The organism is Streptomyces sp. NPDC059695 (assembly GCF_042733785.1).
In the GTDB taxonomy this organism is placed as follows: Bacteria; Actinomycetota; Actinomycetes; order Streptomycetales; family Streptomycetaceae; genus Streptomyces.
Genome location: NZ_JBHWFF010000042.1, coordinates 40,817 through 56,499 on the forward strand (window position 1 = coordinate 40,817; position 15,683 = coordinate 56,499).

Consider the following 15,683-nt stretch of genomic DNA (forward strand, 5'->3'; position numbering starts at 1 on the left):
CCCCGAGCTTCAGGAACCGGGACGGAGGGGATGCGTGCAGCCACTGCCCGAGGTCGGTGACCTCGTCCGCGACACCGCCACGGGGCGGGTCGGTTTCTATGTGGAGAGCGTCTCCGGGCGCTTTCGGATCCGCGCCGTCCACGGCGGCGGCGAGTGGGAGGCCGAGCCCCCCGACGTCCAGCCCGCCACGCCCCTGCACGAGCTGCGGGCCCGCACCGCCGAGATCAACGCACGGAGCAGACGCGGTCTCGGCGGGTAGCCGGACGCGGTGCGCGGATCGGGTGCGTGGCCGAGGTGGGGGACGGGGCGCGTGGACGGGGTGTGGGGTCGCGGTGCGCGGACGAGGTGCGCGGACGGGGTGTGCGGTCGCGGTGCGCGGACGGGTTCTCGTCGGACTTCGGGCGGTTGTCAGTGGGGCGCGTCACACTGGAGGCATGTGCCGAAGCATCAAGACGCTCCGTCCGCCCGCGCTGCCCGAGGAGGCGACCGAGGACGACATCCACGCCGCCGCCCTGCAGTACGTCCGCAAGGTCTCCGGCTTCCATGCCCCCGCCGCGCACAACCGTGAGGTCTTCGACCGGGCCGTGGACGAGATCGCCGACGCCACCGCGAGACTCCTCGACGGCCTCGTGGTGCGCGGCGCGCACCCCGTCGCCGCCAGAACGCGGTAGGACCGGTCCGGCGCCACCGGGAGCCGGGACCCTCGCCCCGCCGCCGTCAGGAAGCCGTCGCGGGAGCCGCGGCCGGACGCCGTATGAGGTACGCGGCGAGACCGCCCGCCAGGAAGAGCGCGAGGGTCGACACCCCCGCGCTGAACCAGGTCGCGCCCAGCCACTGACCGCCCAGCCAGCCGAGCCCCACGCCGTACGAGGCCCAGACCACGCCCGCCAACGCCGACCACGGCAGGAACTCCTCGACCCGCCGCTTCGCCGCGCCCGCGCCCAGGGAGACCACGGAGCGGCCGGCCGGGGCGAAGCGCGCGAGCACCACGAGCAGTCCGCCGCCCCGGGTGAGCGCGGTGCCGAGACGTTCCTGCGCCAGCGAGAGACGGCGTGAGCGGGCGATGGCCCTGTCCAGCCTGGCCCCGCCGCGCAGCGCCAGGCGGTACGCCAGGAAGTCGCCGAGTACGGAAGCGGTGGCCGCGCAGGCGAGCAGGGGGAGCAGCGACGGCACGCCGGAAGAGGCCCCGGTGGCCGTGGCCGCCGCCGTGGCGGCGGTGATCACCAGGAAGCCACTCGGCAGCACGGGGAGGAAGACGTCGAGCAGGATCGACGTCGCCACCACCGGGTAGATCCACGGGCCGGCGGTGAGCGACCGCAGCGAGCCCAGGCTGTCGAGCAGATTCACAGGGCCAGAGCCTACGCGGGGGCGGCGGACCCACCGTCGTTGGGTGCGGGTGCGGGTGCGGGTGCGGGTGCGGGTGCGGGTGCGGGTGCGGGTGCCGGGTGCCGGGTGACAGGTGTCGGGTGCAGAGGCCGCGTCCCGCCGCAGGGAGTCGCGTACCTCCGCCGGGTGCCACGCACCTCCGTCGGGACCCGCGTACGTCCGCCGGGACCCGCCTACCTCCGCCGGGAGGCGGGAACCCCCTGCCGGGTGCCGGCCGCCGGGTGCCCCCTGCCGGTGCCGGGAGGCGGGTGCGGAGAAGGGCCGGAAACCGTGCTGCGGTTTCCGGCCCCTTGTGTCAGTCGGCCCCTGCGTCAGGCCGCTACCGGCGCGCCCCGCTCCTCGGGGGCCTTCGCGTCCGCGGCCTCCCCGGCCCCGAACAGCCGGTCGAGGGCCAGTGCGCCCGGGCCGGTGAACACGAGCAGGGCGAAGGCCCAGCAGAACATGGCCGCGTTCTCGCCGCCGTTCTGGAGCGGGAGGAGCGACTCCGGCTGGTGGACCTTGAAGTACGCGTACGCCATCGAGCCCGAGGCGAGGAACGCGGCGCTGCGGGTGCCGAGTCCGGCCAGGACCAGGACGCCGGCGCCGAGCTGGATGACGGCCGCGTACCAGCCCGGCCAGGTGGCGGCCGGTATCGCGGTGCCTCCGAGGAGGCCGAAGAGCGAGGCGACGCCGTGGCAGGCGAAGAGCAGGCCGACGACGACGCGGAAGAGGCCGAGCGCGTAGGGCTGCGCCTGGTTCAGGCGGGAGGTGAGGCTCGTGGGGGCGGACGGGGGAGGGGTGGTGCGGTGAGCGGTCATGGGGGCGGGAACTCCTTCGGCCTTGCCCCGTCCGTGGGGAACGGGGTGTGGGGGACGGAAACCGATGAGGCCCTAAGGTTAGGCACCCCTCACTAGTGCTTGCAAGTTCAACATTCGGTCATCGGGGAGCGAGTGGCGGGGCTCACTCCCCGAGGACCGTCGCTGACGCGCTCTCAGTGGGGGTGGTTTCAGCAGCCGTTGAGGACGGACTGGAGCGCGCTCTTCTCGGCGGAGTCCACGCTGAGGTTCCAGTAGTACTTCACCTGTACCCACGCCCTGACGTACGTGCAGCGGTAGGCCGTCCGCGAGGGCAGCCACTTCGCCGGGTCCAGGTCGCCCTTGGCCTGGTTGACGTTGTCGGTGACGGCTATGAGCTGCGGCCGCGTGAGGTCGTTCGCGAAGGACTGCCGCTGGGCGGTGGTCCAGGAGTTGGCGCCCGAGCGCCAGGCCTCGGCGAGCGGGACCATGTGGTCGATGTCGAGGTCGGAGGCGGCGGTCCAGGTGGCGCCGTCGTACTCGGAGTACCAGCTGCCGCTGGTCGCGGCACAGCTGGAGTCGGTGACGACGTTCACGCCGTCGCGCTTGAGGACGGTCTCGCGCGTGTTGCAGGCCCCGGACTGGGTGATCCAGTGAGGGAAGAGGTCCCGGCTGTAACCCGAGGTGGAACCTTCTGTCTTGACCGTGAGGGCGGCCAGGTAGGTGCGCGCGGTCGCCGCGCTGACCGGGGTCGGCATGGCGGCCTGGGCGGCCGGGGCGGTGGTGAGGAGACCCGTGACGGTGAGGGCGGCGGAGGTGGCGAGCACGGCGAGTCGACGCGCGTAGATCATGCCGGCGGGCATGTGAACTCCCTTGATGTGGGGGGACCTTGGCTGGCTGCCGTCCCCGCGGGGTGGCGGGCGGTGGGCCCGGTCATCGTGGCGGCACCAGGTTTCGGTGAGGGGTGCGCCAGGTAACAGAGTGGCGACATGGACACGTCACATCAAGGGGTGTGACGTACCTGATGGAGCGCCAGATTCCGCCCGGCGTCCAGAGGTTCGCCGGTGGGGCGTGGGGTGGGGCGTGGGGTGGGTGGGGGCGAGATCCGGAAAACGCCTCGCGCGCGGGCCGACGCCGACGACGCGCATGCCGGCCGCGCGGCCGGCCTGGATGCCCGCCTCGGAGTCCTCGAAGACCACGCAGTCCGCCGGCTCGAAGCCCAGGGCCGCCGCGCCCTTGAGGAAGCCCTCGGGGTCGGGCTTGCTGGCTCCGACGCTCTCGGCGGTGATCCGGGTCTCCGGCATCCGGAGCGCCGCCGCGCCCATCCGGGCCCCGGCGAGCGCCCTGTCCGCGGAGGTCACCAGGGCGTGCGGGAGGTCCGCGATCGCGGCCATGAAGGCGGGGGCGCCGGGGACGGGCACGACCCCGTCGAGGTCGGCGGTCTCCTCGGCCAGCATCACCCGGTTGTCGGCGTGGTTCTCCGCCATCGGGCGGTCCGGGAGCAGGACGGCCATCGTGGCGAACCCCTGGCGGCCGTGGACCACCTTCAGGACCTCGGCCGGGTCGAGACCCTGGCGGTCCGCCCACCGGCGCCAGCAGCGCTCGACGACGGCGTCCGAGTTGACGAGGGTGCCGTCCATGTCGAGGAGGAGGGCGTGGGCGGTGAGCGTTGCCGGGGTGGTGGCGGCCATCGGGTCTCCAGAAGGGGTGGCACGGAGAACGAAGTGGTCCCGCCCACCGGTCAGGGAGTGCGGGCGGGGCCACTTTGTTTTTCCACGATACAAAACCGAGGGCCGTCTTGGCCAACCGGCCAGCCGACCAACCGGCCGGCCAACCGGCTCCCCGCCGCCAGAAGCCCCTCCGGTCAGGAGCTCCTGCGCCCACGTGCGCCTACAGCCAGGTGCTCCGCTCCAGGACCTCGCGGGTGTGCGGGCCGTACACGCCCTTCGGGTCGCCCTCGATGTACATCCAGGACTGGTAGCTCTTCACCGCGCGCCAGACCTCCTGGTCGTACTCCCCGTCCACGTCGCCGTGGTACGCCCCCGCCAGGGTCAGCCGCGCCTGGAGCTCGATGACCTCCGCGCCCGACGAGCCGATGTTCAGCGTGACCTCCGCCCCCTCGGTCTCCTGGGGCGGCTCCGAGGACGGCGTGGCCGTCGTCGGCGCGGCGGTCGTCGGCGCGGCGGTGGGGGTCGCCGCCGGAGGTGCGGCCTGGCTCGCCGACGCGCTCGGGCTCGCCGTGGTGCGGCTCGGGGACGGGGTGGTGGCGGACGGCGACGCGGACGTCCGCTGCGGGGTCGGGGACGAGGTGGTCGGCTCCGGGGTCTCGGAGGAGGGGGACGGGGCCTCCGACACGGCGACGTTCAGCGACGCGCTCGTGGTCACCTCGGGCACGGCCGCCCGGTCGTCGGTGTCGTCCGCGCCGCCGAGGACGGCCGCCGCCAGGGCCGCGGTGCCCGCCACGGCGACGGCGGCCACCGCGGCGACCATCGCGCCGCGCTTGCGGCCTCGCGCCCGCGCGGGCTCGCGCCCGTGCTCGTCACCGTGGGCGTAGCCGTATCCGTGCCCCTGCGCGCGCCCGTGTCCGTTGCCGCGGGCGGGAGGTGCGTCGCCGATGCCGCGCAGCAGCAGCGGCATGGTCTCGGAGGGGTCTCCCGCGGGGTCGGTGCCGGGGTGCGGCTCGGGGTTCGGGCCCTTCGGGCCGCCCGGCGGTGCGGGTGTCGGCGCCATGGGACCGGCCTCCGGGCGGACGGCGGCCAGCTGGGTGGTCGGCGGGTCTTCCGGCGCGTGGGCCGGCAGGAAGGCCGTGGCGTCTTCGGGGGTGCAGGCCGGCAGGAAGGCCGTCGCGTCTTCGGGTGCGTGGCCCGGCTGGAGCGCTGTGGGGTCCTCCGGCGCGTGGCCCGGCCGGGCCGCCGTGGGGTCCTCCGGCGCGTAGACCGGCACGTACGCGGTCGGGTCCTCCGGTGCGTAGGCGGGGAGGTACGCCGTCGGGTCCCCGGCTCCGACCGGCCCCGGCCCCCCGGCTCCGACCGGCCCCGGCCCCTCCGGTCCCTCGGTGGCGTCCAGGGTCACGTACGGCCGGATCCGCAGCGGGTCGAAGTCCTCGGCCGCCGCCATCTCGGCCGCGAGACCGGCCGCCCTGGCGCAGGCGCAGCCAGGTCTGTGTACACCGCATTCAGGACAGACATGTCCGGTCATGATGGGTCCCCTCCCCGAGACAACTGCGAGCGATTATGCAGCCCGCCCCTGTCCGACGGGCGAACGAGTGTGCCCTTCGGCAGGCCATATCGGGATATTCCGACCAGGATGGAGACGCCGGAGACGGAGTTGAGACGGAGAACCGAGACGGAGTCGGAGACCCCATGGCCCAGGACACACGCCCGTCCCACCTCGGCGACGCCCCCGTGCCCGGCGAGGGCCAGAGCCACCGCACCGTCCTCGTCGCGATCGGCGCCCTGCTGCTCGGCATGCTGCTCGCCGCGCTCGACCAGACCATCGTCTCCACCGCCCTGCCGACCATCGTCAGCGAGCTCGGCGGTCTGGAGCACCTCTCCTGGGTGGTCACCGCGTACATGCTCGCGTCGACCGCCGGGACCCCCCTCTGGGGCAAGCTGGGGGACCAGTACGGACGCAAGAAGCTCTTCCAGAGCGCGATCGTCCTCTTCCTCATCGGCTCGGCCCTCTGCGGCATCGCCCAGAACATGCCGCAGCTCATCGCGTTCCGCGCGGTCCAGGGCCTCGGCGGCGGCGGGCTCATGGTGCTGTCGATGGCGATCGTCGGCGACCTCGTCTCGCCGCGGGACCGCGGCAAGTACCAAGGTCTGTTCGGCGCGGTCTTCGGTGCCACCAGCGTCCTCGGTCCGCTGCTCGGCGGTCTCTTCACCCAGCACCTCTCCTGGCGCTGGGTCTTCTACATCAACCTTCCGATCGGGATCGTCGCCCTCTTCGTGATCGCCGCCGTGCTCCACATCCCCGTGCGCTCCACCCGGCACCGGATCGACTACCTCGGCACGTTCCTCATCGCCGCGGTCGCCACCTGCCTGGTCCTGGTGGCCTCCCTCGGCGGCACCACGTGGGCGTGGGGCTCGCCGCAGATCATCGGGCTCGCCGTCCTCGGAGCCGTACTCCTCGTCTGGTTCCTGTACGTCGAGCGGCGCGCCGCCGAACCCGTCCTGCCGCTCAAGCTGTTCCGGATCCGGACCTTCAGCCTCGTCTCGGTCATCAGCTTCGTCGTCGGCTTCGCGATGTTCGGCGCGATGACCTACCTGCCGACCTTCCTCCAGGTGGTGCAGGGCGTCACCCCGACGATGTCCGGCGTCCACATGCTGCCGATGGTCCTCGGCCTGCTGACCACCTCGACCGCCTCCGGCCAGATCGTGTCGCGCACCGGCCGCTGGAAGGTCTTCCCCATCGCCGGCACCGCCCTGACCTGCCTCGGCCTGCTGCTCCTGCACCGGCTGACGGAGACCAGCTCGACCTGGTCGATGAGCGTCTGCTTCTTCGTCTTCGGCGCCGGGCTCGGCCTCGTCATGCAGGTCCTCGTCCTGGTCGTGCAGAACGCCGTCTCGTACGAGGACCTCGGCGTCGCCACCTCCGGAGCGACCTTCTTCCGCTCCATCGGCGCCTCGTTCGGCGTCGCGGTCTTCGGCACCCTCTTCACCAACCGGCTCACCGGCAAACTGGACGAGGTCTTCGCGAGCGCCGGTGCGCAGCTGCCGCCCGGCGTGGGTCCCGGCCAGGTCGCCGCCGACCCGCGCGCGATCTCCGAGCTGCCGCCCGAGCTCCAGCCGGCCGTCCTGCACGCGTTCGCCACGTCCATCACGGACGTCTTCCTGTACGCGGCCCCGGTCGTGCTCGTCGCCTTCGTCTTCGCCTGGTTCCTCAAGGAGGACACGCTGCGGGCCTCGGTCACCGCGCCCGAAGCCAGCCAGACGCTGGCGTCCAACCCGGTCGAGCGCTCCTCGTACGAGGAGTGCGCCCGCGCCCTGTCTCTCCTCGGCTCCCGGGAAGGACGCAAGGCGGTCTACGTGACGATCACCGAACGCGCCGGGCTCGACCTGCTGCCCGCCGCGAGCTGGCTGCTGCTGCGCGTCCGCCGCCACGGGGCCGTCGAACCCTCCCGGCTCGCCGAGACCACCCCCGTGCCGCCGGAGGTCGTCACGGAGGCGTCCCGGCAGCTGGAGGAGCGCCGTCTGGTGGCCCGGGAGGGCGTCCAGCTGACCCTCACCGAGGAGGGCGTGCGGGCGGCCACGGTCCTGGCGAAGGCGCGGGAGGATTCGCTCGCCGAACTCCTCGGCGACTGGTGGGGGCCCGACCGGCCCACCGACCTCGTGCAGCTGGTGCAGGAGCTGACGGCGGAGCTGTGCGGCTCGGACGGGGAGGGACCCCACGCACCCGAGCCGCCCCGCGACCATCCCGCCTAGGGCGCGGCTCAGAGCTCCTTGCCGTACCAGATCTGCATGTAGGGACCGGTGCAGTACGCGGGGATCTCCCCGTACCCGTGCCGGACGTACAGGCCGCGCGCCTCGACCAGGTCCAGACGGGTGTTGAGGACCATCCGGCGGGCGCCGAGGCCGCGCGCCTCGTCCTCGAGGCTCCGCATCAGGCCGTCGGCACCGCCCGAGCCGCGGAAGGCGGGCCGCAGGAACACCCGGGTGAGCTCGGCGCGTGCGCCGTCCAGCATCAGGACCCCGCCGCAGCCGGCGGGCTTCCCCTCGAACCGCGCGACCAGGAACCGACCCGTCGGCGGGATCAGCCGCCCGGCCCCGTCGTCCGCCAGCCCCTCGTCGATCTCCGCCTCGGTCGCGGGCCGCTTCCAGTAGCTGCCGGCGACGTCGCCGTAGTAGTCGCGCCGCAGGGAGGTCGCGTCCGGGGTGTCGACGCGCTCGGGGGAGAAGGTCCAGGTCATGCGGGCCATTCTGCGACCCGCACGACCGGGCGCGCCGCCGAATTACTTGGGCGACGCCTGCTGGACGACCTCGAACGACCACAGGGTCGAGCCGGACGCGGCGGGCCTGGGCCGCTCGCCCCCCTCGCCACCGCCCTGGTGGGCGGCCTTCATGGAACCGTTCATCCAGTTCTGGAAGTCCTCCTCGCTGCGCCACCGCGTGTACACCAGGTACTGGTCGGTGCCCTCCAGCGGGCGCAGCAGCTCGAACCACTCGAAACCGTCGGACCCCTCCACGGCCCCGGCCCGGGAGGCGAACCGCTGCTCCAGCACCTCACGCTGCTCGGCCGGCACGGTCAGGACGTTGATCTTCACGATGCTCATGAGGGGCAGGATATGACCCGGCTCGAAGGGGCGTGGCCCTACGCCGTGACGCGGGCCAGCAGCAGGCCGTCGTAGCCCTTCGTGCCGACCGTCTGGACCGCGGTCGCGTCCAGGCGGGGTTCGGCGGCGATCAGGTCGAACATCGCGCGGGTGCCGGTGATCGCGGGGTCGTCCGGGTGCGCGGTGGCGACCCGGCCGTTCCGCACCACGTTGTCGACGATGATCAGCGTGCCCGGGCGGGAGAGCTTCAGGGCCCAGGCCACGTAGTGCGGGTTGTTGGCCTTGTCGGCGTCGATGAAGACGAGGTCGAAGGGGCCCGCGCCCTCCGTCTCCAGCACGGGCAGGGTGTCCAGGGCCGCGCCCGTCCGGACCTCGACGGTCTTGTCGAGGCCGGCGCGGGCGATGTTGGCGCGGGCGACGTCCGCGTGGGCGGGGTCGTACTCCAGGGTGATCAGCCGGCCGTCGGCGGGCAGCGCGCGGGCCAGCCAGATCGTGCTGTAGCCGCCGAGCGTGCCGATCTCCAGGATGTTCCGCGCGCCCTGCGTCGCGGCGAGCAGGTGGAGCAGCTTGCCCTGGTTGGGGGCGACGGCGATCTCCGGCAGGCCCGCCGCCGTGGAGTCGGCGAGCGCGGCCGTCAGCGCCGCGTCGCCGGGGGCGATCGTCTCGGTGAAGTAGTCGTCGACCGCGATCCATTGAGGGTTCGTCATGCGGCCGAACGTACACCTGCGTTCGGGAGCGGACGGCGCCTTTTCACCCGTACGGCGAGCAGCGCGGCCGACGCCGCGGCGAGCAGCAGTCCGGCGCCGACCGTCAGCAGCCAGGCCGGGACGCCGCCGAGGGTGAGCAGCCGGTCGGTGTACTCGACCCGGCGGTACGGGGTGTCGGCGACGGTCCTGAGGTGGTGGTCGTCGTCGATGCGCCCGGGCTGGGGGAAGTGCTGTTCCAGGACGGTGAGCCGGGCCGGCCGGTCGCCCGTCAGGTCCGCGACCGCGCCCTCGGGGTGCTCGATCCGGCCCGCGAACGTCACCTCGGGGCGGTCGCCGCCGATGGGGGAGCGGGGCTCCATCCGGTGGTCGGCGAGGACGTACAGGCCGAGGGTCTGCGGGGTCCGCGCGAGGCGGGAGAGCCGCATGGGGTAGACGAGTTCGGGGGAGGCGAAGGTGATCCGCAGCGGGGTCAGTTCGCCGTACAGCGTCGCGCCCTTCTCCTGCGGGGCGAGGCGTACGGCGACGTACTCCCACTTCCGCTCGACGTACGGCCCGAGCGCCGAGGTGAGCCGGTCGGGCAGCTCGAAGCCGTTGGCGCGCAGCCAGTCGCCGAGGGCGTCGGGGTCGGTGGCGGTGAGCCGGGCCACGTCGAAGGGGCCGAGCCGCTCGCGTCCGACGACGCCGACGCCGCCCTGGCCGGGCGGCGCGGCGGCGGCCCCGTCGCCCTTCGAGACGTCGAACGGCCAGTCGCCCTCGCGCGGCCAGAAGTAGGAGCGGTCGCGCTGCTCGGGCTCCGTGAGGCGGTCGAGCTCGTCGAAGAGCGCCGGGTCGCCGAGGGCGGCGTCGGCGCGGTCCGGCACCGGCATGATCCAGGCCGCCCGCCGGGCGTCGCCGTGCACGCTGAAGCGCATGACGACGGTCTCGGTGCGGCCGTCCCAGCGGACGGCCGACTCCTCCCGGTCGACGCCGATGCGCGCGGACCCGCCCGGGATCATTGCGCCGCAGCCGCAGGCGTACGCCGGTGCGACGAGCGAGCCGAGCTGGAGCGCGAGCAGCGCGACGATGGTGGTCAGGATCCTTCTGAGTGTCCCCCGCATGGGGGGTCAGACGTGGCCGGTCCCCTTCCGGTTCCGGTTCCGGTTCCGCCTGCCGGTGCCGGTGCCGGTGGTGCCTCCGACGCCGGTGCCGGTGCCGGGCGGGCGGCTCACGCCGAGGTCCGGACCCGGAGTTCCTTCACCCCGTTCAGCCAGGCGGCCCGCAGCCGGCGGGGTTCGCCGGCGAGGGTGAGGTCGGGCAGGGCGTCGGCGAGGGCGTTGAAGATCAGCTCGATCTCCTTGATCGCGAGGGACTTGCCGAGGCAGAAGTGGGGTCCGCCGCCGCCGAAGCCGAGGTGCGGGTTGGGGTCGCGGGTGATGTCGAAGCGCTCGGGGTCGGTGAAGACCTCGGGGTCGTTGTTGGCCGAGGAGTAGAAGAGGCCGACCCGGTCGCCCTTGCGGATCTTCTGGCCACTGAGTTCGGTGTCCTGGGTCGCGGTCCGCTGGAAGGAGACGACCGGGGTCGCCCAGCGGACGATCTCCTCGGCGGCGGTCGCGGGCCGCTCCCGTTTGAAGAGCTCCCACTGGTCGGGGTGGGTGAGGAAGGCGTGCATGCCGTGGCTGATGGCGTTGCGGGTGGTCTCGTTCCCGGCGACGGCGAGCAGCAGGACGAAGAAGCCGAACTCGTCGGAGGAGAGGTTGCCCTGGCCCTCGGCGGCGACGAGCTGGCTGACGATGTCGGCGGCGGGACACTCCTTGCGGGCGGCTGCCATGTTCATCGAGTATCCGATGAGCTCCATGGCGGCCTCGGCGCCGATCTCCTCGGTGATGGCGTACTCGGGGTCGTCGTACGCGACCATCTTGTTCGACCAGTCGAAGATCCGGGACCGGTCCTCCTGGGGCACGCCGATGAGCTCGGCGATGGCCTGGAGGGGGAGTTCGACGGCGACCCGGGTGACGAAGTCGAAGGTGCCGTCGGCCTCGGTTCCGCGCCGCGCCTCCTCGACGATGGAGTGCGCCCGCTCGCGCAGGGCGGTCTCCAGGTTCCGGATCGCGCGCGGGGTGAAGCCGCGCTGGACGATCTGGCGGACCCGGGTGTGCTCGGGCGGGTCCATGTTGAGCATGATCAGCTTCTGGACCTCGATCTGGTCCCGGGTGATGTGCTCGTTGAAGCGGATGACGGCGGTGTTCTCGTTCGAGGAGAACAGCTCGGGGTGGGTGGAGACGTACTTGACGTCCGCGTGGCGCGTGACCGCCCAGTACCCGCTGTCCGCGAAGCCGGTGACGCCGGCCGGCTGGGGGCACCACCACACGGGCGCGGTCTGCCGCAGCCGGGCGAACTCCGGGAAGGGGACGCGGTCGCGGAGCAGATCGGGGTCGGTGGCGTCGAACCCTTCGGGGATTCCCTGGGGGAGCCCCTCGGTGAGGTGCCCTTCGGGGAGCTGTCCTCCGGGGAGATGCGGGCAGGCCATCGGCAACACTCTCCATATCTGATGGACCATCAGAAGTTGTCGGGAAAGTTAGTAACGAGTTCTACAAGTAGCAAGGGGCGGAGCGGGAACTGTTGCTTCCCGGACCCTTGCGTACCGGCGGTAGCAGTCATAAGACTGCACTCAGAACTAGAACGCGTACTAGTTCCCCCGTGACGCCGACCGGCCGGGGTGCCGGGACACCCCGTCCGGTCGAGGAGAGGACGAGCTCATGGCCGCGGAACCCGTCATCGTCGAAGCCGTACGCACCCCCATCGGCAAGCGCGGAGGCGCGCTCGCCAACCTCCACCCCGCCTACCTCCTGGGCGAGACCTACCGTGAACTCCTCGGCCGCACCGGCATCCACGCCGACTGCGTCGAACAGATCGTCGGCGGCACGGTCACCCACGCCGGCGAGCAGTCCATGAACCCGGCGCGCACCGCCTGGCTCACCATGGGTCTGCCCTACGAGACGGCCGCCACCACCGTCGACTGCCAGTGCGGCTCCTCGCAGCAGGCCAGCCACATGGTCGCCAACATGGTCGCGGCCGGCGTCATCGACATCGGGATCTCCTGCGGCGTCGAGGCCATGTCCCGCGTCCCGCTCGGCTCCGGCTCGAAGCACGGCCCGGGCAAGCCGTTCCCCGACGAGTGGAACGTCGACCTGCCCAACCAGTTCGAGGCCGCCGAGCGCATCGCCCGCCGCCGCGGCCTCACCCGCGAACGCGTCGACTCCCTCGGACTGCTCTCCCAGGAGCGGGCCGCGATCGCCTGGTCCGAGGAGCGCTTCAAGCGCGAGACCTTCGCCGTCCAGGTCCCCACCACCGAGGCCGAGCAGGCCGCGGGTCAGGGCATGTGGCGGCTGGTCGACCGCGACGAGGGTCTGCGCGACACCACGATGGAGGGCCTGGGCCGCCTCAAGCCCGTCATGCCCACCGCGATCCACACCGCCGGGAACTCCTCCCAGATCTCCGACGGCGCCTCCGCGATCATGTGGGCCTCCAAGCGCATGGCCCGCGCCCTCAAGCTCCGCCCGCGTGCCCGGATCGTCGCCCAGGCCCTCGTCGGCGCCGACCCGCACTTCCACCTCGACGGGCCCGTCGACGCGACGCGGGCCGTCCTCGGGAAGGCCGGGATGAGCCTGAAGGACATCGACCTCGTCGAGATCAACGAGGCCTTCGCGTCCGTGGTGCTCAGCTGGGCGCAGGTCTTCGACCAGGACCTGGAGAAGGTCAACGTCAACGGCGGGGCCATCGCCCTCGGCCACCCCGTCGGCGCCACCGGGGCCCGGCTGATCGCCACGGCCCTGCACGAGCTGGAGCGCACCGACAAGGAGTTCGCGCTGATCACCATGTGTGCCGGCGGGGCGCTCGCGACGGGGACGATCATCCAGCGGCTCTGACCCGCCCGCCGCCGGAGGCGGTCCGGAAACGCCGCAGGCCCCGCCCCTCCGTGAGGAGGGCGGGGCCTTGCGGATGCGCGGTGCGGCAGGTGCTTCTCAGTACCAGCCGTTGGCCTGCCAGAACGCCCAGGCGGCGTTCGGGGAGCCGTAGCGCTCGTTCATGTAGTTGAGGCCCCACTTGATCTGGGTGGCCGGGTTGGTCTTCCAGTCGGAACCGGCCGAGGCCATCTTCGAGGCCGGCAGGGCCTGGACGAGACCGTAGGCGCCGCTGGACGAGTTGGTCGCGGTGTGGTTCCAGTGCGACTCGTGCTCGACGATCTTGCTGAAGGACGCGTACTGCGAGGCAGGGACGATCTGGCGAGCGACATCCTGCGGGCTGGCGGCCGAAGCAGACCCCGTCGTACCCAGCACCGCACCCGACGCACCCAGCAGCACGGCTGCGGAGACGGCGATCTTCTTGTTGCGGGCAGAGGCACGGGTGGTGAGCGAGCGGATCAAGGTTTCTACCTAACTTCGGGGACAAGGGTCGCGCCGGGCGTTTTCGGCAAGCCGGAACCAGAGCCCGGGGGACCCGGGAGCTGGGGGAGACCGGCTGTCCGTGGCGCTGCGATGAGCACCGGCTGCCTGGCGACGTCCACCAGACAAGCAGGGCCGGAACGCCGATGCAACGACCCCCTGTACGAGGAAGGTTCGGACCCGGGGGTCCAGCGGCGGTGGCGCACTGAATGGCGTTTCCGCAGGTCATACGGGGATGTGGGGCGGTTTGACCCGTTGTGCGGGTCTACTACTCCCGCTCGTACGTGACGTAGGTCCTATGAGGCGCCTCACCCCGGGAGGGCGTTTCCGGGGCCCCGAATGTGACCTGGGCCTCGAAGTTCGCCCGCCGCGTCGCCCGCCGCAGCGCCCTCAGGAGCGCACCGCCGACGGTCACGGTCAGCACGACGGTCAGAGCGGCCCGGCCCAGGTCCCAGCCGAGGGAGGTGGCGAGGACGTACGCGAGGAAACGGACCAGGTTCTCGTCGAGCGGCGCGCCCGGCACGAAGGAGATCCCGCTGCTCAGGCCCTGGAGCAGGACCCAGCCCTGCAGGTTCATGACCGTGCCGTACGCGAACGCCGCCACGAACCCGTACGCGGACAGCATCAGCAGCTCGGCCCGCCCCCGCAGCCGGTCGGGGCCCGGCAGCAGCCCCGCGCCCATCGTGAACCAGCCCATCGACAGCATCTGGAACGGCATCCACGGGCCCACCCCGCCCGTGAGCAGCGCCGACGCGAACATCGTCACCGAACCCAGGACGAAGCCGAAGCCCGGCCCGAGGACCCGGCCGCTCAGCACCATCAGGAAGAACATCGGCTCCAGACCGGCCGTCCCCGCCCCCAGCGGGCGGAGCGCCGCCCCCACGGCGGCGAGCACGCCCAGCATCGCCACCGCCTTCGCGTCCATCCCGCAGTCCGCGATCGTCGCCACCACCACCGCGACCAGGAGCGGCAGCAGCGCGGCGAACAGCCACGGAGCGTCACCGGCGTGCGAGGTGACCGCCGAGCCGGCGTCCGCGAAGAGCGGCCAGCAGAAGGCGAGGACCCCGACGAGCGAGACGAGCACCAGCGCCGCGACCGAGCGGGGACCGAGGCGCACGGGACGGGCCGACCGGCGCACGGGACGGGTCGACCCGGGTACAGGACGGGTCGACCCGGGTACAGGACGGGTCAGCCCGGGTACGGGACGGGTCGGCCGGTGTACGGGACGGTGCGGCCTCACAGCGCCGCCTCCACCTGCTCGACGGTGAGCCACGGCTGCGGGGCCAGGATCTTCGCCACCTGCGGCGAGAACGCGGGCGAGGACACGACGACCTCGGCCGTCGGGCCGTCCGCGACGACCTCGCCGTCCGCGATGATCACGACCCGGTGCGCCAGCTCGGCCGCCAGCTCCACGTCGTGGGTGGCGAGCACGATCGCGTGCCCGTCCGCGGCGAGGGTCCGCAGATGCGCGACCAGACGGGCCTTCGCCGCGTAGTCCAGGCCCCGGGTCGGCTCGTCGAGCAGGAGCAGCGGCGGGCGGCCGGTCAGGACGACGGCCAGCGCGAGCGCGAGCCGCTGGCCCTCGGACAGGTCGCGGGGGTGCGTGTCGTCCGCCACCCCCGGCAGCAGCTCCTCCACCAGCGCCCGGCACGTCCCGGGCGTCGCGCCCGCGTCCGCGTCCGCCGCCGCGCACTCGGCCGCGACGGTGTCCGCGTACAGCAGGTCGCGCGGCTCCTGCGGCACCAGGCCGACCTGGTGGATCAGCTCGCGGGGCGCGGTGCTGTGCGGGGCGAGGCCGGCGACGCGGACGGTGCCCGTCGTCGGCTCGATCATGCCCACGAGGGTGGAGAGGAGGGTGGACTTCCCGGCACCGTTGCGCCCCATGAGCACGACGGTCTCGCCGGGGGCGACGCGGAGGTCGACACGGCGGAGGGCCTCGACGCGGCCGCGGCGCACGCCCAGGCCGTCGGTGAGGAGGAGGGGGGCGGAGGTGGGGGTGACGGGGGTGGTGGGGTGGGTGCGGCGCCGCTTGAACGGGTTGAGTCCCCCACCCCCCCCCGAGCCGAAACAGCGGGGGGGCGCCCGGGGCCCCCCCGGCGGCGCCGCCCGCGGGGGGGTCAGTGCG

17 protein-coding genes are annotated in these 15,683 nt (G+C 72.9%); 4 read left to right on the forward strand and 13 right to left on the reverse strand.

Features of this window, described 5'->3' with window-relative positions:
* Nucleotides 1–34 precede the first annotated feature (34 nt).
* Complete coding sequence (locus ACFV2S_RS33585) at nucleotides 35–259, forward strand: hypothetical protein (RefSeq protein WP_383797487.1); 225 nt, start codon at nucleotides 35–37, stop codon at nucleotides 257–259.
* 175 nt (nucleotides 260–434) lie between these two features.
* A complete protein-coding gene (locus tag ACFV2S_RS33590) occupies nucleotides 435–671 on the forward strand; it encodes a DUF2277 domain-containing protein (protein ID WP_385568178.1) in 237 nt (78 codons plus the stop codon).
* A 46-nt stretch (nucleotides 672–717) separates the two neighbouring features.
* Here ACFV2S_RS33590 and ACFV2S_RS33595 read toward each other — a convergent pair whose 3' ends face one another.
* From ACFV2S_RS33595 to ACFV2S_RS33615, 5 genes are all read right to left on the reverse strand, one after another.
* On the reverse strand, nucleotides 718–1,341 hold the full coding sequence (locus ACFV2S_RS33595; protein WP_385568234.1) for a DedA family protein: 624 nt from the start codon (nucleotides 1,339–1,341) through the stop codon (nucleotides 718–720).
* 356 nt (nucleotides 1,342–1,697) lie between these two features.
* Complete coding sequence (locus tag ACFV2S_RS33600; RefSeq protein WP_385568182.1) at nucleotides 1,698–2,183, reverse strand: DoxX family protein; 486 nt, start codon at nucleotides 2,181–2,183, stop codon at nucleotides 1,698–1,700.
* Between the two features lie 188 nt (nucleotides 2,184–2,371).
* Nucleotides 2,372–3,022 (reverse strand): HNH endonuclease family protein, encoded by a 651-nt coding sequence (locus tag ACFV2S_RS33605; RefSeq protein ID WP_383797483.1) that lies wholly within the window; start codon nucleotides 3,020–3,022, stop codon nucleotides 2,372–2,374.
* Between the two features lie 135 nt (nucleotides 3,023–3,157).
* Nucleotides 3,158–3,850, reverse strand: coding sequence for an HAD-IA family hydrolase (locus tag ACFV2S_RS33610; protein ID WP_385568189.1), 693 nt, complete (start codon nucleotides 3,848–3,850; stop codon nucleotides 3,158–3,160).
* A 199-nt stretch (nucleotides 3,851–4,049) separates the two neighbouring features.
* Nucleotides 4,050–5,357, reverse strand: coding sequence for a peptidoglycan-binding protein (locus tag ACFV2S_RS33615; protein WP_385568193.1), 1,308 nt, complete (start codon nucleotides 5,355–5,357; stop codon nucleotides 4,050–4,052).
* A gap of 164 nt (nucleotides 5,358–5,521) precedes the next feature.
* On the opposite strand from ACFV2S_RS33615, the gene ACFV2S_RS33620 reads away from it, so the two are divergent.
* Nucleotides 5,522–7,582, forward strand: coding sequence for an MFS transporter (locus ACFV2S_RS33620; protein WP_385568197.1), 2,061 nt, complete (start codon nucleotides 5,522–5,524; stop codon nucleotides 7,580–7,582).
* 8 nt (nucleotides 7,583–7,590) lie between these two features.
* Here the strand turns inward: ACFV2S_RS33620 and ACFV2S_RS33625 are convergent, their stop codons facing one another.
* From ACFV2S_RS33625 to ACFV2S_RS33645, 5 genes are all read right to left on the reverse strand, one after another.
* Nucleotides 7,591–8,076, reverse strand: a complete 486-nt coding sequence (locus ACFV2S_RS33625; RefSeq protein ID WP_385568200.1) for a GNAT family N-acetyltransferase — start codon at nucleotides 8,074–8,076, stop codon at nucleotides 7,591–7,593.
* A 33-nt stretch (nucleotides 8,077–8,109) separates the two neighbouring features.
* Complete coding sequence (locus tag ACFV2S_RS33630) at nucleotides 8,110–8,430, reverse strand: antibiotic biosynthesis monooxygenase family protein (protein WP_385568203.1); 321 nt, start codon at nucleotides 8,428–8,430, stop codon at nucleotides 8,110–8,112.
* Nucleotides 8,431–8,468: 38 nt separating this feature from the next.
* Nucleotides 8,469–9,137 (reverse strand): O-methyltransferase, encoded by a 669-nt coding sequence (locus tag ACFV2S_RS33635; RefSeq protein WP_385568207.1) that lies wholly within the window; start codon nucleotides 9,135–9,137, stop codon nucleotides 8,469–8,471.
* Nucleotides 9,134–10,234: a DUF2330 domain-containing protein gene (locus tag ACFV2S_RS33640; protein WP_385568211.1), complete on the reverse strand. Its 1,101-nt coding sequence runs from the start codon at nucleotides 10,232–10,234 to the stop codon at nucleotides 9,134–9,136. The genes ACFV2S_RS33635 and ACFV2S_RS33640 overlap by 4 nt, the downstream gene beginning before the upstream one ends.
* 107 nt (nucleotides 10,235–10,341) lie before the next feature.
* Nucleotides 10,342–11,643, reverse strand: coding sequence for a cytochrome P450 (locus tag ACFV2S_RS33645; RefSeq protein WP_385568215.1), 1,302 nt, complete (start codon nucleotides 11,641–11,643; stop codon nucleotides 10,342–10,344).
* 229 nt (nucleotides 11,644–11,872) lie between these two features.
* Between ACFV2S_RS33645 and ACFV2S_RS33650 the strand changes: the two genes are divergently transcribed.
* Nucleotides 11,873–13,042, forward strand: a complete 1,170-nt coding sequence (locus ACFV2S_RS33650; protein WP_383791503.1) for a steroid 3-ketoacyl-CoA thiolase — start codon at nucleotides 11,873–11,875, stop codon at nucleotides 13,040–13,042.
* A 96-nt stretch (nucleotides 13,043–13,138) separates the two neighbouring features.
* Here ACFV2S_RS33650 and ACFV2S_RS33655 read toward each other — a convergent pair whose 3' ends face one another.
* The 3 genes from ACFV2S_RS33655 to ACFV2S_RS33665 all read right to left on the reverse strand — a co-directional run.
* A complete protein-coding gene (locus ACFV2S_RS33655; protein WP_383791506.1) occupies nucleotides 13,139–13,540 on the reverse strand; it encodes a transglycosylase SLT domain-containing protein in 402 nt (133 codons plus the stop codon).
* Nucleotides 13,541–13,826: 286 nt separating this feature from the next.
* Nucleotides 13,827–14,696 (reverse strand): ECF transporter S component, encoded by an 870-nt coding sequence (locus tag ACFV2S_RS33660; RefSeq protein WP_385568222.1) that lies wholly within the window; start codon nucleotides 14,694–14,696, stop codon nucleotides 13,827–13,829.
* A gap of 98 nt (nucleotides 14,697–14,794) precedes the next feature.
* A partial coding sequence (locus ACFV2S_RS33665) for an energy-coupling factor ABC transporter ATP-binding protein (RefSeq protein WP_385568226.1) occupies nucleotides 14,795–15,683 on the reverse strand: 889 nt, incomplete at its 5' end.